The organism is Niallia sp. FSL W8-0635 (assembly GCF_038007965.1).
Classification (GTDB): Bacteria; Bacillota; Bacilli; order Bacillales; family Cytobacillaceae; genus Niallia.
In genome coordinates this window covers 2,871,446-2,887,731 of record NZ_JBBOYD010000001.1, presented here as the reverse complement: position 1 = coordinate 2,887,731, position 16,286 = coordinate 2,871,446, and the positions used below count along the sequence as shown (strand labels likewise).

Annotated in this window: 21 protein-coding genes and 1 pseudogene; 14 read left to right on the top strand and 8 right to left on the bottom strand. The window is 33.7% G+C overall.

The genetic code is table 11. The features are described 5' to 3' along the window. Positions 1-41: 41 nt before the first annotated feature. Positions 42-878, bottom strand: a complete 837-nt coding sequence (proC, locus tag NYE52_RS13980; protein ID WP_341193630.1) for a pyrroline-5-carboxylate reductase — start codon at positions 876-878, stop codon at positions 42-44. Between the two features lie 417 nt (positions 879-1,295). Between proC and NYE52_RS13975 the strand changes: the two genes are divergently transcribed. Continuing rightward, positions 1,296-1,583 (top strand): hypothetical protein, encoded by a 288-nt coding sequence (locus NYE52_RS13975; protein ID WP_341193629.1) that lies wholly within the window; start codon positions 1,296-1,298, stop codon positions 1,581-1,583. Between the two features lie 163 nt (positions 1,584-1,746). After that, positions 1,747-2,538: an SDR family NAD(P)-dependent oxidoreductase gene (locus tag NYE52_RS13970; RefSeq protein WP_341193628.1), complete on the top strand. Its 792-nt coding sequence runs from the start codon at positions 1,747-1,749 to the stop codon at positions 2,536-2,538. A 6-nt stretch (positions 2,539-2,544) separates the two neighbouring features. On the opposite strand, the gene NYE52_RS13965 is transcribed toward NYE52_RS13970, so the two are convergent. Continuing rightward, entirely contained in the window at positions 2,545-2,745 is a 201-nt protein-coding gene (locus NYE52_RS13965) for a YqzH family protein (protein WP_341193627.1), read from the bottom strand. A gap of 141 nt (positions 2,746-2,886) precedes the next feature. On the opposite strand from NYE52_RS13965, the gene msrA reads away from it, so the two are divergent. Continuing rightward, positions 2,887-3,399 carry a peptide-methionine (S)-S-oxide reductase MsrA gene (gene msrA / locus NYE52_RS13960; protein WP_341193626.1) on the top strand — a complete coding sequence of 171 codons (513 nt, stop codon included), beginning with the start codon at positions 2,887-2,889 and terminating at the stop codon, positions 3,397-3,399. Between the two features lie 238 nt (positions 3,400-3,637). Then, positions 3,638-5,350: a methyl-accepting chemotaxis protein gene (locus NYE52_RS13955; protein ID WP_341193625.1), complete on the top strand. Its 1,713-nt coding sequence runs from the start codon at positions 3,638-3,640 to the stop codon at positions 5,348-5,350. Between the two features lie 45 nt (positions 5,351-5,395). On the opposite strand, the gene NYE52_RS13950 is transcribed toward NYE52_RS13955, so the two are convergent. Further along, the gene (locus tag NYE52_RS13950; protein ID WP_341193624.1) at positions 5,396-6,307 is read right to left on the bottom strand and encodes an alpha/beta hydrolase; all 912 of its coding nucleotides are present in this window, start codon (positions 6,305-6,307) and stop codon (positions 5,396-5,398) included. Positions 6,308-6,587: 280 nt separating this feature from the next. Next, positions 6,588-6,719: a hypothetical protein gene (locus NYE52_RS13945; RefSeq protein ID WP_341193623.1), complete on the bottom strand. Its 132-nt coding sequence runs from the start codon at positions 6,717-6,719 to the stop codon at positions 6,588-6,590. A gap of 128 nt (positions 6,720-6,847) precedes the next feature. Here NYE52_RS13945 and NYE52_RS13940 point away from each other — a divergent pair, with 128 nt between their 5' ends. Together NYE52_RS13940 and NYE52_RS13935 are read left to right on the top strand one after the other, a co-directional pair. Beyond that, on the top strand, positions 6,848-7,297 hold the full coding sequence (locus NYE52_RS13940; protein WP_341193622.1) for an OsmC family protein: 450 nt from the start codon (positions 6,848-6,850) through the stop codon (positions 7,295-7,297). Positions 7,298-7,322: 25 nt separating this feature from the next. Next, the gene (locus NYE52_RS13935) at positions 7,323-7,571 is read left to right on the top strand and encodes a YqkE family protein (protein ID WP_341193621.1); all 249 of its coding nucleotides are present in this window, start codon (positions 7,323-7,325) and stop codon (positions 7,569-7,571) included. Positions 7,572-7,640: 69 nt separating this feature from the next. Here NYE52_RS13935 and NYE52_RS13930 read toward each other — a convergent pair whose 3' ends face one another. Further along, positions 7,641-7,949, bottom strand: coding sequence for a hypothetical protein (locus NYE52_RS13930; protein WP_341193620.1), 309 nt, complete (start codon positions 7,947-7,949; stop codon positions 7,641-7,643). A gap of 191 nt (positions 7,950-8,140) precedes the next feature. On the opposite strand from NYE52_RS13930, the gene NYE52_RS13925 reads away from it, so the two are divergent. The 4 genes and pseudogenes from NYE52_RS13925 to NYE52_RS13915 all read left to right on the top strand — a co-directional run bounded on the left by NYE52_RS13925 (position 8,141) and on the right by NYE52_RS13915 (position 11,536). Continuing rightward, positions 8,141-8,650: a DUF402 domain-containing protein gene (locus tag NYE52_RS13925; protein ID WP_341193619.1), complete on the top strand. Its 510-nt coding sequence runs from the start codon at positions 8,141-8,143 to the stop codon at positions 8,648-8,650. A gap of 82 nt (positions 8,651-8,732) precedes the next feature. Next, on the top strand, positions 8,733-8,777 hold the full coding sequence (locus NYE52_RS24750) for an erythromycin resistance leader peptide (protein ID WP_145999722.1): 45 nt from the start codon (positions 8,733-8,735) through the stop codon (positions 8,775-8,777). Positions 8,778-9,104: 327 nt separating this feature from the next. Next, positions 9,105-10,575, top strand: a pseudogene (locus NYE52_RS13920) (Msr family ABC-F type ribosomal protection protein). Positions 10,576-10,663: 88 nt separating this feature from the next. Further along, positions 10,664-11,536 carry an AraC family transcriptional regulator gene (locus tag NYE52_RS13915; protein WP_341193618.1) on the top strand — a complete coding sequence of 291 codons (873 nt, stop codon included), beginning with the start codon at positions 10,664-10,666 and terminating at the stop codon, positions 11,534-11,536. Positions 11,537-11,630: 94 nt separating this feature from the next. Here the strand turns inward: NYE52_RS13915 and NYE52_RS13910 are convergent, their stop codons facing one another. Beyond that, positions 11,631-12,161 carry a hypothetical protein gene (locus NYE52_RS13910; RefSeq protein ID WP_341193617.1) on the bottom strand — a complete coding sequence of 177 codons (531 nt, stop codon included), beginning with the start codon at positions 12,159-12,161 and terminating at the stop codon, positions 11,631-11,633. A gap of 301 nt (positions 12,162-12,462) precedes the next feature. On the opposite strand from NYE52_RS13910, the gene NYE52_RS13905 reads away from it, so the two are divergent. Then, positions 12,463-12,804 (top strand): short-chain dehydrogenase, encoded by a 342-nt coding sequence (locus NYE52_RS13905; RefSeq protein ID WP_341195194.1) that lies wholly within the window; start codon positions 12,463-12,465, stop codon positions 12,802-12,804. Between the two features lie 85 nt (positions 12,805-12,889). Here NYE52_RS13905 and NYE52_RS13900 read toward each other — a convergent pair whose 3' ends face one another. Both NYE52_RS13900 and NYE52_RS13895 read right to left on the bottom strand, forming a co-directional pair. Continuing rightward, positions 12,890-13,780: a ribokinase gene (locus NYE52_RS13900; protein ID WP_341193616.1), complete on the bottom strand. Its 891-nt coding sequence runs from the start codon at positions 13,778-13,780 to the stop codon at positions 12,890-12,892. Positions 13,781-13,919: 139 nt separating this feature from the next. After that, positions 13,920-14,255, bottom strand: a complete 336-nt coding sequence (locus NYE52_RS13895) for a hypothetical protein (RefSeq protein ID WP_341193615.1) — start codon at positions 14,253-14,255, stop codon at positions 13,920-13,922. Between the two features lie 118 nt (positions 14,256-14,373). Between NYE52_RS13895 and NYE52_RS13890 the strand changes: the two genes are divergently transcribed. Genes NYE52_RS13890 through NYE52_RS13880 form a run of 3 tightly spaced genes read left to right on the top strand, consistent with a single transcriptional unit; the run spans position 14,374 to position 16,235 of the window. After that, positions 14,374-14,988 carry a histidine phosphatase family protein gene (locus NYE52_RS13890; protein ID WP_341193614.1) on the top strand — a complete coding sequence of 205 codons (615 nt, stop codon included), beginning with the start codon at positions 14,374-14,376 and terminating at the stop codon, positions 14,986-14,988. A 20-nt stretch (positions 14,989-15,008) separates the two neighbouring features. Further along, positions 15,009-15,749, top strand: coding sequence for an amidohydrolase family protein (locus NYE52_RS13885; RefSeq protein WP_341193613.1), 741 nt, complete (start codon positions 15,009-15,011; stop codon positions 15,747-15,749). Between the two features lie 18 nt (positions 15,750-15,767). After that, the gene (locus NYE52_RS13880; RefSeq protein ID WP_341193612.1) at positions 15,768-16,235 is read left to right on the top strand and encodes an NUDIX hydrolase; all 468 of its coding nucleotides are present in this window, start codon (positions 15,768-15,770) and stop codon (positions 16,233-16,235) included. Positions 16,236-16,286 lie beyond the last annotated feature (51 nt).

The window sequence follows — 16,286 nt, the reverse complement described above, 5'->3', positions numbered from 1 at the left end:
CTTTTTTTATGCATGGACTTTATTCGTATTAGAAGCATTATTTATTTTGAAATTTTGAGTTCGTCTGTAAGTGCTTTCCCCATACGTTTAGATTGGGAAGTCGCTTCTTGAATACAGGTAATAAAAGCATTTTGGACATCAAATTGATCCAAAACTCGGATACCAGCTTCCGTTGTTCCCCCAGGACTTGTTACATTTTTGCGAAGCTCGAGAGGCGTTTTCGATGATGTTGCAATCATCTCAGCAGCACCAAGTAATGTTTGCACAATTAACTCATTTGCCACTTCACGATCTAGTCCGATATTGAGTCCACCTTTCTCCATTGCTTCTACCAAGTAATAAATATAAGCTGGTCCGCTTCCGGAAAGGCCGGTAATGGCATCTAACTGGTCTTCCTCCACAAAAGTAACGGAGCCAACAGTTTCAAACATATCAAGGACGAATTGTTTTTGCTCCGCTTCTACAAAGGAGTTGAAGGAAATTCCAGTTGCTGATTTCCCCACTGCTGCTGAAGTGTTTGGCATTGCACGGGCAATCGGGACTTCTGTACCGATTAATCGTTGGAGGCTATCCATATTGACCCCAGCAAGCACAGAAATTAGAAGTGTTTTTTCAGTTGAATAATCCTTCCATTGTGTAATAGCAACCTTTACATCTTTCGGTTTCATTGCCAGAATAATGGCGTCTGCTTCTTGTATGGTTTTTTCTAAGTCGAAAGAGTAATGAATACCATAACGCTCCTGTAATTCAGTCAGTCTTTCCACATTACCACGGTTTGTAACCGTAATATCTGTTGTCTCTATTATTTTGCTTGATACAATCCCCGAAATTAATGCTTCGCTCATCGAACCAGCACCAATGATAGCCAGTTTGTTCATTTTCTTTCCCCCTATAAAAATTATTACATTTGCTTTTGAAACAAGAAAAACCTCTCGCCAAAAATAAAGGACGAAAGGTTTGTTTCCGTGGTACCACCTTAGTTACTATATAAACAGCAATGCGCATGATTATACAACTCTTCCCCGGTATCGACGGTTTACGTTTAGGTTTGCCTAACTACTCCTAAGTAGGTTCAATGGAATGGACATTGATGAAGTCTTTCAGCCCTTGAACTTCACTCTCTAGCAAGCCAATTTACCATTTACTATTCTTAATCATGGCATTCATATTATAAATTTATCATTGATTATGCAAGATTCAAGGCTTGTCTGTCAATAGAAAAATAGTTTGGTGGGAAATTTAGCCAATCGATAGTATAATTGAATTTAGAATTTTTAAATAAAAGGAGATTTGGAATGGAGAGTAGAACAAACGGTTCTTATGTATATTTTTTGATAGATGATAATCTCATATATATTTACAAAATGGATACTGATACATACATTACTTTACATGATATAAAGAATACAAAGCATTCTGCTCTTTATGAAATCAAAGGTAGACAAGAGTTCCAAAGCTTTGAACATAAAAGTAGAGCAGCAGTGGAAGGTATGGGTTTATTTTTAGATGAAGAAAGTTTAAAAGAAATGGTTACTCATATTAATAAAGCAAAAGACAAAAAGCAGAGAGACAGTGAAAGATAGAAAAGCTATATATTAGAGTAAACAGGTAGGTTGTTATTTTGAATGCTCTATGTGAAAATATAAAGGAAAATTTCAAAACGATATAATATTTCAATATAGCATGAAATGATGAAATAGATGCATGACATTTTTTCTAAATGCTTGTACTTTTTTGAGGTGGAAAATGAAGGAATTAATAGGAAAGAACATTGTAATAACAGGTGCTTCATCTGGAATAGGAGAGAAAATTGCTTTAAACGTAGCTCTTCAGGGGGCTCGTCCAATTCTCCTTGCTCGCTCAGAAGATAAGCTCACTGCCATTTGCGAGAATATAAATAATCAATTTCACGTGCAGGCTATTTATTATTCTTTAGATGTAAGTGATGCGAACCAAGTGAAAGAAGTATTTGCGAAAATATATCGTGAGGTAGGTTTTATCGATATTTTACTGAATAATGCAGGTTTTGGCGTATTTGATATGGTCCATGAAGCAAGTATGACGGATATTGATCGAATGTTTCAAGTTAATGTGATGGGAGTTATTGCCTGTACGAAAGAAGTATTGCCTTCTATGTTAGAAAGAAACAGAGGACATATCATCAATGTCGCATCACAGGCAGGTAAATTAGCCACTCCTAAATCAAGTGCCTATGCTGCAACGAAACACGCTGTTTTAGGTTTTACAAACAGTTTAAGAATGGAAGTTTCTCCAGCAAATGTCAACATTTCTGCAGTAAATCCAGGACCAATTGAAACTGCCTTTTTTACTACGGCCGACAAATCTGGAAATTATGTCAAAAATGTTCAGAAGTATATGCTCTCCTCGGAAAAAGTAGCAGATAAAGTAACAAAATTAATGATTCGCCCAAAACGTGAGCTAAATCTACCTATATGGATGAACTGGGGAAGTGTTCTCTATAATTTATTTCCAGGGATAGCTGATAAGTTGGTTGGCGGAATCTTGAATAAAAAATAAAACCAATTAAAAATAAGGGGAATCTGTAACATAACCATAAACAACATCCTGAACAATATCATAAAGCTCATTTGAGGGATGGTGTTTTTTTAGATTGATTATTTTAGTAGTTAATTCATCTATATCATTGGAAGAAAGCATGTTGCTCTCCAATTGATACTGATTAAGCGCTTTTTGAATCATTTTTTGAAGAAGTAATTTATTCATTGATAACTTTTCCTTAAAATAAAATAGTATCTTTCTCCAAAGTATTATATACTAATTTTTATCTAACAGGAGAGTTATAGCTAATTTTCTTAAAATAGTATGTTAAAAAAATTAATTGGAACAACTAGGGAGATGGGAGTATTGGAAAAAGCAACATTTGCAGGTGGATGTTTCTGGTGTATGGTATCTCCATTTGAAGAGCAACCAGGCATTGGAGGAATTGTTTCTGGCTATAGCGGGGGACATGTGGAAAATCCAACGTATGAACAAGTAAAAACAGGGACAACGGGCCATTTTGAAGTAGTGGAAATCACCTTTGATCCAGAAGTGTTTCCATATGAGCGATTATTAGAGTTATTTTGGCAGCAAATTGACCCAACAGATCCAGATGGACAATTTCAGGATCGTGGACCACAATATCGGACAGCCATTTTTTATCATAATAATAAACAAAAAGTGCTTGCAGAGAAATCGAAACAAGCAATGGCGGAAAGTGGAAAATTTAAAAAGCCGATTGTTACAATAATAGAACCAGCTGCTACATTCTATCCTGCTGAAGACTATCATCAAGACTATCATAAGAAAAACAAGACGCATTATAAAGAGGATAGAGAAAAGTCTGGAAGAGATGAATTTATTAAAGAACATTGGTGAAATGATAAAGAACGGATTTTGGAAGTTAATCTATCAATATGATGGAACTTGCAAATTCGTTCTTTTTTTTGGTCTTCAGATTAACTAACTGGCACCTAAAAAAGTGAATTGCCAAAAAGATATAGTATTAACAGCCCTTTTTTTGAAAAAATTTTAAAAAATCAGGCTTATACACTTAAAGAATGTCGGAATCTGTCGATAAGAGTGGGAGAATTAGATAAAAAAAGGAGTAACGTCAATGAGATTTTTACAGAATATGAATATTTCCAAAAAAATATTATTTATTATCATGTTTAGTGCCATTGCATTAATATTAATCGGATTATTTGGAATGTATGGGATGAAGGAAATGGCTAATAATTCCCAAGAAATGTACGAGGAGAAACTAGTACCTAATACATACATAGCAAAAATACAAAATTATCGTCGAGAGAATGATAGTTATGTTATAGAGTTAATGATAACAACGGATGAAAAGAGAAACCAAGAATTGTTAGAAGCAATAAAAACAAATATGGAAAAAGCAGATGAATCTATCAAAAAATTAGATTCCATTCAGATGTCTGCAAAAGAAGCAGATGCTTATAAGATATTTAAAGATGCATATAATGGTTTTGAAGATTTGCAAGATCAAGTAGTTTCTTTAGCTACCAATAATTTTAATGATTCTGCCTATAACTTATATACTACAAATCTTCAATCAAAAAGAAATGTCATTAACAGCCAATTGGATGAACTTCAAGAGGCAAATCAGGCAGAAGCAGAGCGGATTTCAAAAGAAAATGATTCATATTATACAAAAATGATGCTTGTAACGGCAGGGATTATCCTTATTGCTGTAGCACTTGCTGTATTGATTGGCTTATATATTTCAGCAATGATTGTTAACCCAATTAAACGTTTGAAGGCATTAATGGAAAAAGGTGGACAAGGAGATTTTTCACAAAGGTCTACGTATCTTGGAAAGGATGAAGTAGGGTCTCTTTCTGATAGCTACAATACAATGGCTAACGGGATGAAGGAGCTTATTGAAACACTATCCGAAACATCTCATCACCTTGCCTCCTCATCTGAACAACTTAGTTCTAGTTCAGAAGAAAGCAGTCGAGCAAGTGAACATATTTCTGAAACGATTCAAGATCTTGCGGAAAACTCAGAAACTCAGATGAAATTAATGGCATCTAGCTCAAAGGAAATTCGTCGTGTAAATGAGACGACAGGAAGCATTACGGATCGTGCGAAGATGGTCGCAGAAACAGCAGAACAAACGTCTGTTGTCTCAGCTGAAGGTGCTAGCCGCATTTCAGAAGTAACGAAACAAATGAAATCAATTAATCATAATGTAGCTACATTAGGCCAATCTATAGCTACACTGGAATCTCGAATGAATAAAATCGGCGATATTACGATGGTTATCACTGATATTTCTTCACAAACCAATCTACTAGCATTAAATGCTGCCATTGAAGCAGCAAGAGCTGGGGAGCAAGGAAAAGGGTTTGCTGTTGTTGCTGATGAAGTAAGAAAGTTAGCCGAACAAACAGCAGGTTCTGCTGAGCAAATTACGAGTCTTATTAGTCAAATTCAAGCTGATTCAAACAATACTTCTCTATCCATGACAACAGCTGCAAATGAAGTAAATGCAGGTATTGGTATTGTTCAAGATGCCGGTGATTCTTTTGCGAAAATTGAAAAATCCGTTAGTCAACTAGTTACACTTGTAGAGGAAGTAAGTGAATCACTTGACCATTTGAAAGAGCACACGAATACAATCAATAATTCTATTCTAGAAGTTAATAGTATGGCAAGTGAAGCAGCATCAAGTACGGAAAACGTCTCTGCAGCTACAGAAGAACAAGTAGCGTCCATACAGGAAATAGCAGCATCATCTACATCATTAGCGCAACTAGCAACTGATTTACAAGAAAAGATTAAACAATTTAAAATTTAAAAAAGAACGGGAGACTAGCTAATGAAAAGCTGTCTCCCGTTCTTTTTAAGTATTATCAACATATTCCTCTAAAAAGTCATCGATTGCTTTCTCATAAGCTACTTTGTTCTCATTATAGCTTTGTGCATGAAATCCATTTACTGCGAAGAATAATTTTTTTGGACCTTGTTTTTTATCGAAAAGCTTTTGTGTCATTTCAGGAAGGATGAAATCATCTTTTTGGCTATGGATAAATAGCATTGGGCTTTTTATTTTATCGATAACAGAAATAGGCGATATGTCCTTTATGGAATATCGAGCTCTTGCTCGAAGGAATAAATTAGCAATGGGGATAAAAACTTTTCCTGGTAGTTTGATTTCCTGTTTAATGAGATAATCTAACTGTTCGCTGAAATCCGAAAATGGACAGTCAGCGATATAGAAGTCAGCGCCATCTTCAATCCCCCCAGCATAAAGAATCATTGTGGCAGCACCCATTGATTCCCCATGAATACCTAGAAGAATATCCTTTCCTTTTTCCCTTTTTATCCAGTCAACAATTTGCTTTAAATCAAATTTTTCATAGTAGCCAAAGCTTGTGTTTTTTCCGCCAGATTCCCCGTGTCTACGATGGTCATAGATGATTCCGTTAAAGCCTCGTTCTAAAAATAAGTTCATATATTTGATAGAATTCGTTTTGTTTTCCGTCACACCATGTGAAATGATAATATATTTCTTTGTTTGAAAAGGTTCCACTACGATTGCTTTTAAGTCATAGCCATAAGGGGAAGGAATGGTAATTTCTTGTTTAGTTAAATTTTCATAAGAAACAGGATCATATCTGCCAGCCTCTTTCTCTCTAGTTAAAATAAAATCATTGTCCTTTTTCTTCATATACATTAACCGATTAGAACAGTAAACTCCGATGGAAGTAATAAACAATAAGACAGAAAATAGATAACGAAACAGCTTTCTCAAACCGATTCCTCCAGTAAGTACAGAAATTTAGCAGAAACTAATTTGAGTGTATCACTTCTCCAAAGAGAAACAAAATAGACAGTCTCTTCAATTATTGAAAAATAGACGTAGAGGATAGTGCGCCTATGATAAAAAATGATATGCAGAAATGGTTAAATGGTTACAATTATGTAACATGAATGGCTGGATTGTTTTTATTGAAGAAAAAGAGAAGGAAAGGAAAGGAAGAAAAAAATCCTGCACCTTTGTTATGAAATGTTTAATGGTGCAGGAAAAGTAGCTATTGTTTGGAGTTTTGTCTTTTTGTCGGATGTATCGCTTTTTCCAAATCCTCCGCTGCAATCGTTTGCTTAACTGTGTCTGCATTCGGTTTTCCAGCTTGGCTGTAACCTTTGTCTCGTTTTTGACTCATTCATATCCCTCCTAAATAAAAATGATGATACTAGCAATACAATTTGTGCTGTATCCGATTCTCTAATATAACTTGAGTAAAAAAATATGTTATTATACATACAGCATAGTAAAAAGAAGGGTTGAATTATGGCAGAACATCATTTTTATTTAAAAGCAGATTGGCCAGGCTATCGTAATGATGTCGGTACAATTGAAAGCGGCAATTTAAAAACAAAAATATCTATTCCAAAAGAAATGGATGGACCTGGCGAGGGTACAAATCCAGATGAAATGCTTCTAGGTGCTGCAGCAACTTGCTTTATTATTACGCTTGCTGCAATGATGGAAAGAAGTCGACTGGAGAAGGAAAGCTTAACATTAGAATCAGAGGCAGTAGTGGATGTAACAAACGGTATATTTACTTATCGAAAAATTATCCATCGCCCAAAGATTATACTAAAAAAAGAGGCTACTGAAAAAGATGTGAAGCTTGCAGCAAAACTTGCACAAAAAGCAGAAGAAAGCTGCATGATTACTAGAGCAATCAAAGGGAATGTGGAAGTAGAGCTAGACGAAACCATTGAGCTTGCATTGTAAGAACGGATAGTTGGAGGATAATCATATGGCAAAAAAACGAAAAAATACACAAAAAGAAAAACCGCAGGATAAACCTGTAACATTAGGCGATCTCCTGAACGATCAATTAGCAGCTAAGCTAAAAATTAAAAAGCAAGAGCTTAAAGAACAAGAAGAGGCTAAGCTAAAAGAGGAAGAAGAAAGAAAAAGAGAAGAACGTAGACAAAGAGAGAAAAATAAAAGCTTTGAAGAACTGTTAAATGAAAATTCAATGAACTGGAAGGAATTTAAATAGGATTCAAAAGGATACCTTACTTTTTGGTAAGTGTATCCTTTTCTTAAATATTCCTATAACTATCTGGTTCTATCCCCTGACTTTGGTGAAATCTTCTTCTTTTATATGCTTATTCTCAGGTAAAAGCAAGGAATGAAATTCACTAAATAATAGTTGTATCTCCACATTCTCATTGATAAAAGCGATGTTTTTTTGATATTCTTCCTCACTAGTATATGTCGTTATCTCCATCCATTTTGTTGGATCATCGTGACTTTGTAAGTAGGTTGTTTCTGAGTCGATGTATTTTTTATAAATGTTGGTTGCTTTTTCTTGAATACGAAAATATTCTGCAACCTTTTCCTTTTGTATATGGTATTCATACACTTTTACATACATAGCTTCCTCTCCTTTACAAATCTTTTATTTATGTTGTACCTATGCTATATCTATATATTATCATGGCTATAAAAAGTATAGATCGCTTTAAATAACTAATTTGTTTCATCTTTAAAAAGGTTTGTTATTGCTATATGATAGGGAATGAAGCTAATAGTAAGTTTCTATTAGAATAAGCAGGAGTTGATAGTATGCTAGAATCGAAGTTAAAGTATGGAAAGACAATGATTGAAAGGAAAATTCGATACGATTCTTCGATAGTGGAGTATAGATGTAAGCTTCTTCATTTGGATCAAATGAAAATTACACTTTTGCATAAAGTGGAGAAGTCATTTGTTATGAGTAAGAATAATCATCAATTAAAGATTCCCGTTGGAGCATACACGTTTGCCTATTATTGGTTGGATCAGCCATATAATTTATATTTTTGGAGAGAACCAAGTGGAAAGTACTTAGGATCTTATTTTAATATTGTTAGAAAAAATGATATTCAAAATAATATTGTATTGTTTGAAGATTTAATCATTGATCTTGTAGTAAAACCAAATGGTACTTATTATATTTTAGATCAAGAGGAACTACCAATTCCTTTGCAAAATTTTGAAAATGGCTATGTAGATGATGCCTTACATATGTTGTTAGAGAGGAAAGACAATATCATTGAAGAGGTAAAGGCTGAAACGAAGCTTTTTTTTAGATAGAATAAAAACTTTTGATTTTGACATTACGTACTATTCTCATTATAATTTAAAATGAGATAAAATAAAGGAGGATTATTAAAAAATGACACATTCGATGAGACTACGTTTCCTAGCTTTGAACAAGTAATTGAATATGTTCAAAGGCTCTGTTTTGTGAATACAGAGTAAACGGGATTAGTCTGTCCTTTTTTAATAATCTTCATTGCATATTGAAAAACACTATTAGATTCCATTGTAGCTAGTGGTGTATTTTCATACAATATCAGTAACTACTGAGTTGTATTTATATGGAATGCTAAAAGGTAGATATTTCTGCCTTTTTAATTTGCCTTTAATAACAGGGCAATTAATGATAACTCTATCTTAAGAAGGTATTTTTTCCCCTTTTACTCGAGATCACAGGACATTTGCCTGTGATTTTTTTATTGGAAAATAACCAATGGAGGGTAAAATAATGGAAAAAGTATGTCTTGAATTAGTAAATATAGAAATTGCGTATTTAGATCGGATCGTGTTAACCATACCAAGATTATCTGTACATCAGTTTGATCGAATTGGTATTGTAGGGAAGAACGGAGCTGGTAAGAGCACCTTGCTAAAATTAATGGCAGGGAAGATTCAGCCAGAGAAAGGAAAAATAAATAGTTTTGTAGACTTCGCCTATTTTGATCAATTAAACTCACCTGAGACAAAGGAAATAGAGTATGACTTAATCGGAAAACTTTCTATCCCTAAAACGGCATTAGAAAATTTTAGTGGAGGGGAGCTTACAAAACTCAAAATAGCAGAGATTTTCTCCAATTATCGGGAGGGCTTATTATTGGATGAGCCAACAGCCCATTTGGATAAGTTAGGAAAACAGTTCTTATTAGAGGAATTAGAGTACTATTATGGTGCGCTTATTCTTGTCAGTCATGACAGGACTGTTCTTGATAAATTAGTGACAAAAATATGGGAAGTAGAGGATGGAATCATAACGGAATATACAGGGAATTATTCAGAATATGCTGCCCAAAAGGAACTACAGAGAAAAAAACAGCAGGAGCAATATGAAAAATATGTAAAGGAGAAATCACGACTTGTACATGCGGCGGAAGAAAAAAGAAAAAAAGCGGACAAAATTACGCAGGCTAATGGTCATATTTCTAAAAAGGAAACAAAGGCAAAAGCCAATAAAATGTATATGACCAAATCAAAGGATACAAGTCAAAAGGCAGTTCAACGAGCAGCAAAGGCAATCGAGCAACGAGTAGAACAACTGAAAATGGTAGAAGCTCCCAAAAATGAACAACAGTTGCGGTTTCAACAATCAGAAAAGCTTACCATGCATAATAAGATTCCCATTATGGGCGACAGAATTACATTGAAAGCAGGAGAAAAAATACTGCTTCAAGACGTAAGCTTTCAATTTCCATTAGGGAAGAATATTGTGATTACTGGAAAGAATGGTTCAGGGAAAACAACCCTTTTAAACTATATCATTCATCAAAAAGAGGGAGTCACTATCTCTCCGAAGGCTGTTCTTGGTTTGTATAAACAGATGGCCTATCAATTTATAAAGAACCAATCAGTCATGGATTATATGAAAGAAAAGAGTGATTATGGAGAAAGTAAAATTCGTTCTGTTTCTACACTCGATGAATTTTTCAGGGAATGATTTAAAAAAGAATGTCTGCCAATTAAGTGGGGGAGAAGCTATTCGAATAACATTATGTCAACTTTTTCTAGAAAGATATAATGTCCTATTTTTGGATGAGCCGACAAACTTTTTAGATATTTATTGTATCGAAGCTTTAGAGCGATTTTTAAAAGCATATGAAGGAACAGTCATTCTTGTTTCCCATGATCAAGCATTTATGGAGCGTGTTGGAGATTATATATATGAAATCGAAAATAATCAATTAGTTTTGAAGAAATTTGAATAGTATATGGAATCTTGCATGAATTGTGCAAGAAAAGTCGGAAGCGTGTTAAATTTGTTTGGTAATTTTATTAAGAAGGGGAGGGCATGAAATGGATGTAATTAAAGGGATGAATCAGGCGCTTCAATATATCGAAGAGCATTTGTCTGAAGAAATAGATATGAAACAAGTGGCAAGGATTGCTCTTTGTTCTGAGTACCACTTTAAAAGGATGTTTTCGTTTCTTGCTGGGATTTCACTAACAGAATATATTCGTAAAAGAAGGTTAACACTTGCTGCATTTGACTTAGAAAATACCAGTTTGAGAATTATTGATATTGCCGTTAAATATGGCTATTCATCACCTGATTCGTTTACAAGAGCATTTCAACGTTTTCATGGTATAGCGCCTTCAGAAGCGAGAATCAAAGGAATCCCATTAAAGGCGTATCCACGAATGTCCTTCCAATTAACCATTAAGGGAGGAGTCGAAATGAATTACCGAATAGAAGAAAAGAATGCTTTTCATATAGTAGGTATGATGAAGAAAGTACCGATTATTTTTGAAGGGGAGAACCCGGAAATCAATGCTATGTGGAAGCAGCTAGGGCAAGAGAAGATTAGTGAACTACTACAACTATCAAATGTGGAACCAAGAGGAATAATTCAAGCATCGACAAATTTTTCAGAAGAAAGGATGATGGAAAAAGGTACTCTTGATCATTACATTGGGGTTGCAACAACAGAATCCTGTCCAAAGGGCTTTGCAGCTTTAGAAGTGCCTAATCTAACTTGGGCTGTGTTTGAGTCAAAGGGTCCTTTTCCGGAAACAGTACAGACAGTATGGGGAAATATTTATGCCGAATGGTTCCCATCTTCAGGCTATCAACAAATGCAAGGACCTGAAATCCTATCAATTAAAAGTAAAGATTTACAGTCTCCGAAAGTACCATGTGAAATTTGGATACCTGTTAGTAAAAGGTAGCAGCATTTGTAAATAAAGTTTTTTAAGACGGTTTAATAAGAGAGAGATACTTAAGAGAAGAGGGAAGGCGAATCAAAATTCGCCTTCCCATTGCTTAATAATCCAAATGCTTATAATACAAAAGATATTCTTTTTCATTAAGTTTCTTCAATTTATATTTTCGAATATCGTTTTCCAGCTTCTTTTGATCGGTATTTTTATTACTTAGCTTCAATGCAAGCTGATAAAAAATTTCACCTAGAATGTATATGGTACCAGATGAACCTAATTCGAGACCTAATGTTTCTGTCTCTGACAGCTGTGTTTTTGCCAATTCCTCGATTTCTTTTTTATAATCCTCTTTAATTAAAATATGGGATTCTTTGTTTGTAAAGGCGAGCAGTAAATCCTCTGTATTGTATACTTCAAAATAGGCAGTTTTCTTTTCTAATTGTAAAATTTCATCTAATACTGTTCCTTCGCTTTTTGCGACTGTTTCAGCGATAGCTTGAATGGTTTTTACTGAATAGCTGCTGACATTCTTTTTGTTTACAGCAGCTAGCATTTGTTGGCTTAGGCCAGTTTGTTTAAAAACATCATAACGCTTTTTTCCATTCTTTTGTAAATAGACGTCAAGTAAGCTCACAATATAACCACCTTTACTAAAAATTTGTTTACTAAAATATATTTTAGTGCAGGTGGTTAATATTGTAAATGGTTTAATGTAATCTTTACGTCATATTTCCAATTTTTGTTGTATTATGATTATTCTTTGTTAAAATAAAAAATTATAGTTTATAGATGAAATAAAATTAGTAACAGGAGAAATAAAACACAGAAATTATTTGCGATTTATTAATATAAATAAAAATAGGCTTAATTTATGATGTAGACAGACAGAAAGAGAGTTTAGTAGAATGGAATAATTTTTGAAAGGATGAAGGCATATTTTCCATGAATTTGGTATCATTGAAAATTTTAATAAACAGCAAGTATACAATCAATACACACCTGATCTTTATGATTGTGTAACAGTAAATGATGATTTTATACAAGAGATGATAAAACAATTAGCGATGATGAAAACATATTTCCATACATATGAAAGACCTGCTAATGGTTTAGCATACTACGGAATAACGCTCATTCCACCTGAGTCGTTACCAATATTTTTAGATATCGTCTTGAATAATATAACAAGAAGAAAATCGGAGGAACTTATCGATCTAGCTATAAAAATAAAAGAAGCACAGGAAGCAAAAAAATACATGATTCACTATGGGATATAAGATCAGAGTGGATTATGTATTTTTTTGCTAGGTAATCTCATTCGTTGTCGTCCTGAAGATTCTCCCTTGATAAGTCTAAATATATTTAAATAGATTCCATAACTTCCTTCAAAGTAGGGATGGAGGAAGCGGCACCTTTACGTGTTACAGCAATAGATGCTGCTTTTGAAGCGATTTGAAGAGCTTTCTTTATGTCGGCATGCTGAGAAATCTGGCTTAAGAAATATCCTAAAAATGTGTCTCCAGCTGCGGTGGTATCAACCGTATTGACTTTATAGACAGCTTGACTAAACTCTTGTGAATTATCTTTATAAATGACTCCTTGTGTACCTAATGTTAAAACAATTTTCATTTGATTGTTCAAGGATAGAAGCTGTTGAAAAATCTTCTCCATTGAATCTTCACCTGTAATAGATTTTGCTTCAATTTCATTTAAAATTAAGTAATCTATTTTAGAATAATCTAATGTTGTCAAACTCTCATCAATTGGGGAAGGGTTAAGTACAATTTTTATGCCACTTTTATGTGCTGTTTCCACTATGTATTCTAAATGGTTAATTTCGTTTTGCAATAGGAGAATATCTTTCGTTGAAAAATTTGCAAGAACGTGATTAATTTGCTCTATCGTTATTTCTTTATTTGCTCCACCAAATAAAAGAATGCAATTTTCCCCATTGGAAGACACTTGTATGATGGCATGACCTGTCGTGCTTCCATTTTCGTCAATCCAATCCGTATTTACATTTGATTCAGATAAAATGTCTTTTAGGAAAAGACCGTCAGTGCTAATTTTCCCGGAATGGAATACTTCTGCTCCGGCTTTTGCAAGAGCGATCGACTGATTTAACCCTTTTCCTCCAGGAAATTCTTCATAATTGGTAGAAGATAATGTTTCTCCCGCAGAAACGAAGTGAGGAACAGTATAAACTTTATCGATATTTAAAGAACCGAAATTTAATATTTTCAATGATTTCACCTCTTGAAAGTTAACTTATTTATAGAATAGCATTGATTTTTCTTTATATAAATGGGAGAAATTTGTTAAAGTAGTAGTGAACAGGAATATTTAGGAAGTATATAAAAAAAGGATTTCAAAAAAGTCCCTGTCTTATTAGTTAATTTGCAATAGTCTTTGGATTCCTAGTGATCATCATTTTCAGAAACCAAATGAACCACACTAGGATAAATAAATGACCAAAAATAGCAAAAATCGTCCAAAGTTCTCCATGTTGTAAATGGAGAATTAAATGTTCCCACTCATTCTGATTAATATCTCTTTCGATACTATTAATAATGACGATTATCGGAATAATTAAAGTTAAAATAAGGCTTAATGAGGAGAAGAGCTTTTGTTTACCTTTGAAAATACTGAATATTGTTGAAATTGCAATGACTAATAAGAATGCATGATAAACGATCCAAAACCAAGTAGGTAGACTTACCCAATACATTTCCCCACCCCTTTAAATAGAATTTCATGGTAATATTATATCGGACATATGATAATAATACAAATTTATTGTAAAAAGTAACCAACGTTATTTCTATTAGAGTTAGGAGAATCTAAAAATGCTTACTCTCTACATAACAAGACATGGAGAAACAAAATGGAATACAGAAAAAAGGATGCAAGGATGGAGTGATTCAGCGTTAACGGAAAAGGGAGTGGAAAATGCGATATTATTAGGAGATAGATTGAAAGAGATTGAGTTTGAGGCTATTTATACGAGCCCAAGTCAAAGAACCGTCAAAACAGCGAATCTAATTAAAGGGGATAGAAAGATTCCGCTTATTTTAGATGATTATTTAAAAGAAATCAATATGGGCATATGGGAAGGAGAAACATTAGCTAATTTAAAAGATAATTATCCAGAACAATTCGACTTCTTTTGGAATGCTCCTCATCTGTATAAATCCATTGATGGAGAAGATTTTTTTAAAGTGAAAAACAGAATATCTAAAGCATTGAAAAAAATACGAGACAAGTATTCATCCGGTAATATCCTCCTTGTTACTCATTCAGTAGTGATAAAAGTACTACTGGCTATTTTTAAAGACTTGCCAATCGAGAAAATTTGGGAACCTCCTTTTATTTATGATACTAGTCTCACTGTTGTAGAAATGGTTAATGATACAGCTCAGATTGTATTAGAAGGCGATTTAATGCATAGGCAGGATAAATAATTCATAGGAGTGTACATAAAATGAAAATCTTTGATTCGCATTTTCATATTATAGATAATCATTTCCCGTTGATTGAAAATCAAGGCTATATACCAAATACATTTACTTCAGATGACTATTTAAATGCTATAAAAAATTTAAATATAGTAGGTGGTGCAATTGTTTCAGGATCATTCCAAGGCTTTGACCAATCTTATTTAGTTCAAGCATTAAAAAATTTAGGCAGTAATTTTGTAGGTGTAACACAACTACCTGCTAGTGTCTCAGATGAAGAAATTATTCAATTAAATGAAGTTGGTGTGAAAGCTATTCGATTTAATTTAAAACGTGGTGGCTTTGCCGAAATTTCACAAATGGAGTATCTAGCAAGAAGAGTATTTGAATTAGTTGGTTGGCATTCAGAAATATATATGGATTCTAATGATTTAGAAGATCATGCTACATTAATAGAAAAACTTCCTGCTGTTTCTATTGATCATCTAGGATTATCTCAAACTGGTTTTTCAAATCTACTATATTTGGTTGAAAAAGGAGTAAAGGTAAAGGCAACTGGTTTTGGGAGAATTGATTTTGATCCATGTAATGCTATCAAAAAAATACATGAAGTAAATCCAACGGCTTTAATGTTTGGAACAGATTTACCTTCCACGAGAGCGAAGCGGCCTTTTCAAGTATCTGATATAGACATCATTTTGAATGCTATAAGAGAAGAAGCACATTTAGTACTATATCAAAATGCAATGGATTGGTATTTTAAATAAAAAAGATGGAGGCTTTGTATGGATTATATTCAGCATATAAGATCAATGGTTGGTCAAGAGAAAATAATTATGGTGGTTGCAGGTTCGATTGTTTTTGATAACGAAAATAGAATTCTTTTACAAAAGCGTTCTGATAATGGCGAGTGGGGGATTGCTGGCGGTTTTATGGAGCTTGGAGAAACAATTCAAGATACTGCAAGAAGAGAGGTATTTGAAGAAACGGGGTTAAAACTAGGTAGCTTGGAATTATTTGCCCTTTATTCAGGACCTCAATATGATAAGACTTTTTCTAATGGAGATCAGGTCTCCATGGTACAAGTAGTTTTTATTTGTAAAGATTTCACAGGGGAATTAGTTTCGAGAAACGAAGAATCACTGTCTAATAAATTTTTTGAACTGGACCATTTACCCGAACCATTATTTAAAGACCATCGAATGATTTTCGAGGATTTATTATCTAAAAAAGAGGTTCCAATCATTACATAACCAGGAGAAATAATACATTAGGGAACTCGATGTTCGATATATTCAAGTGAA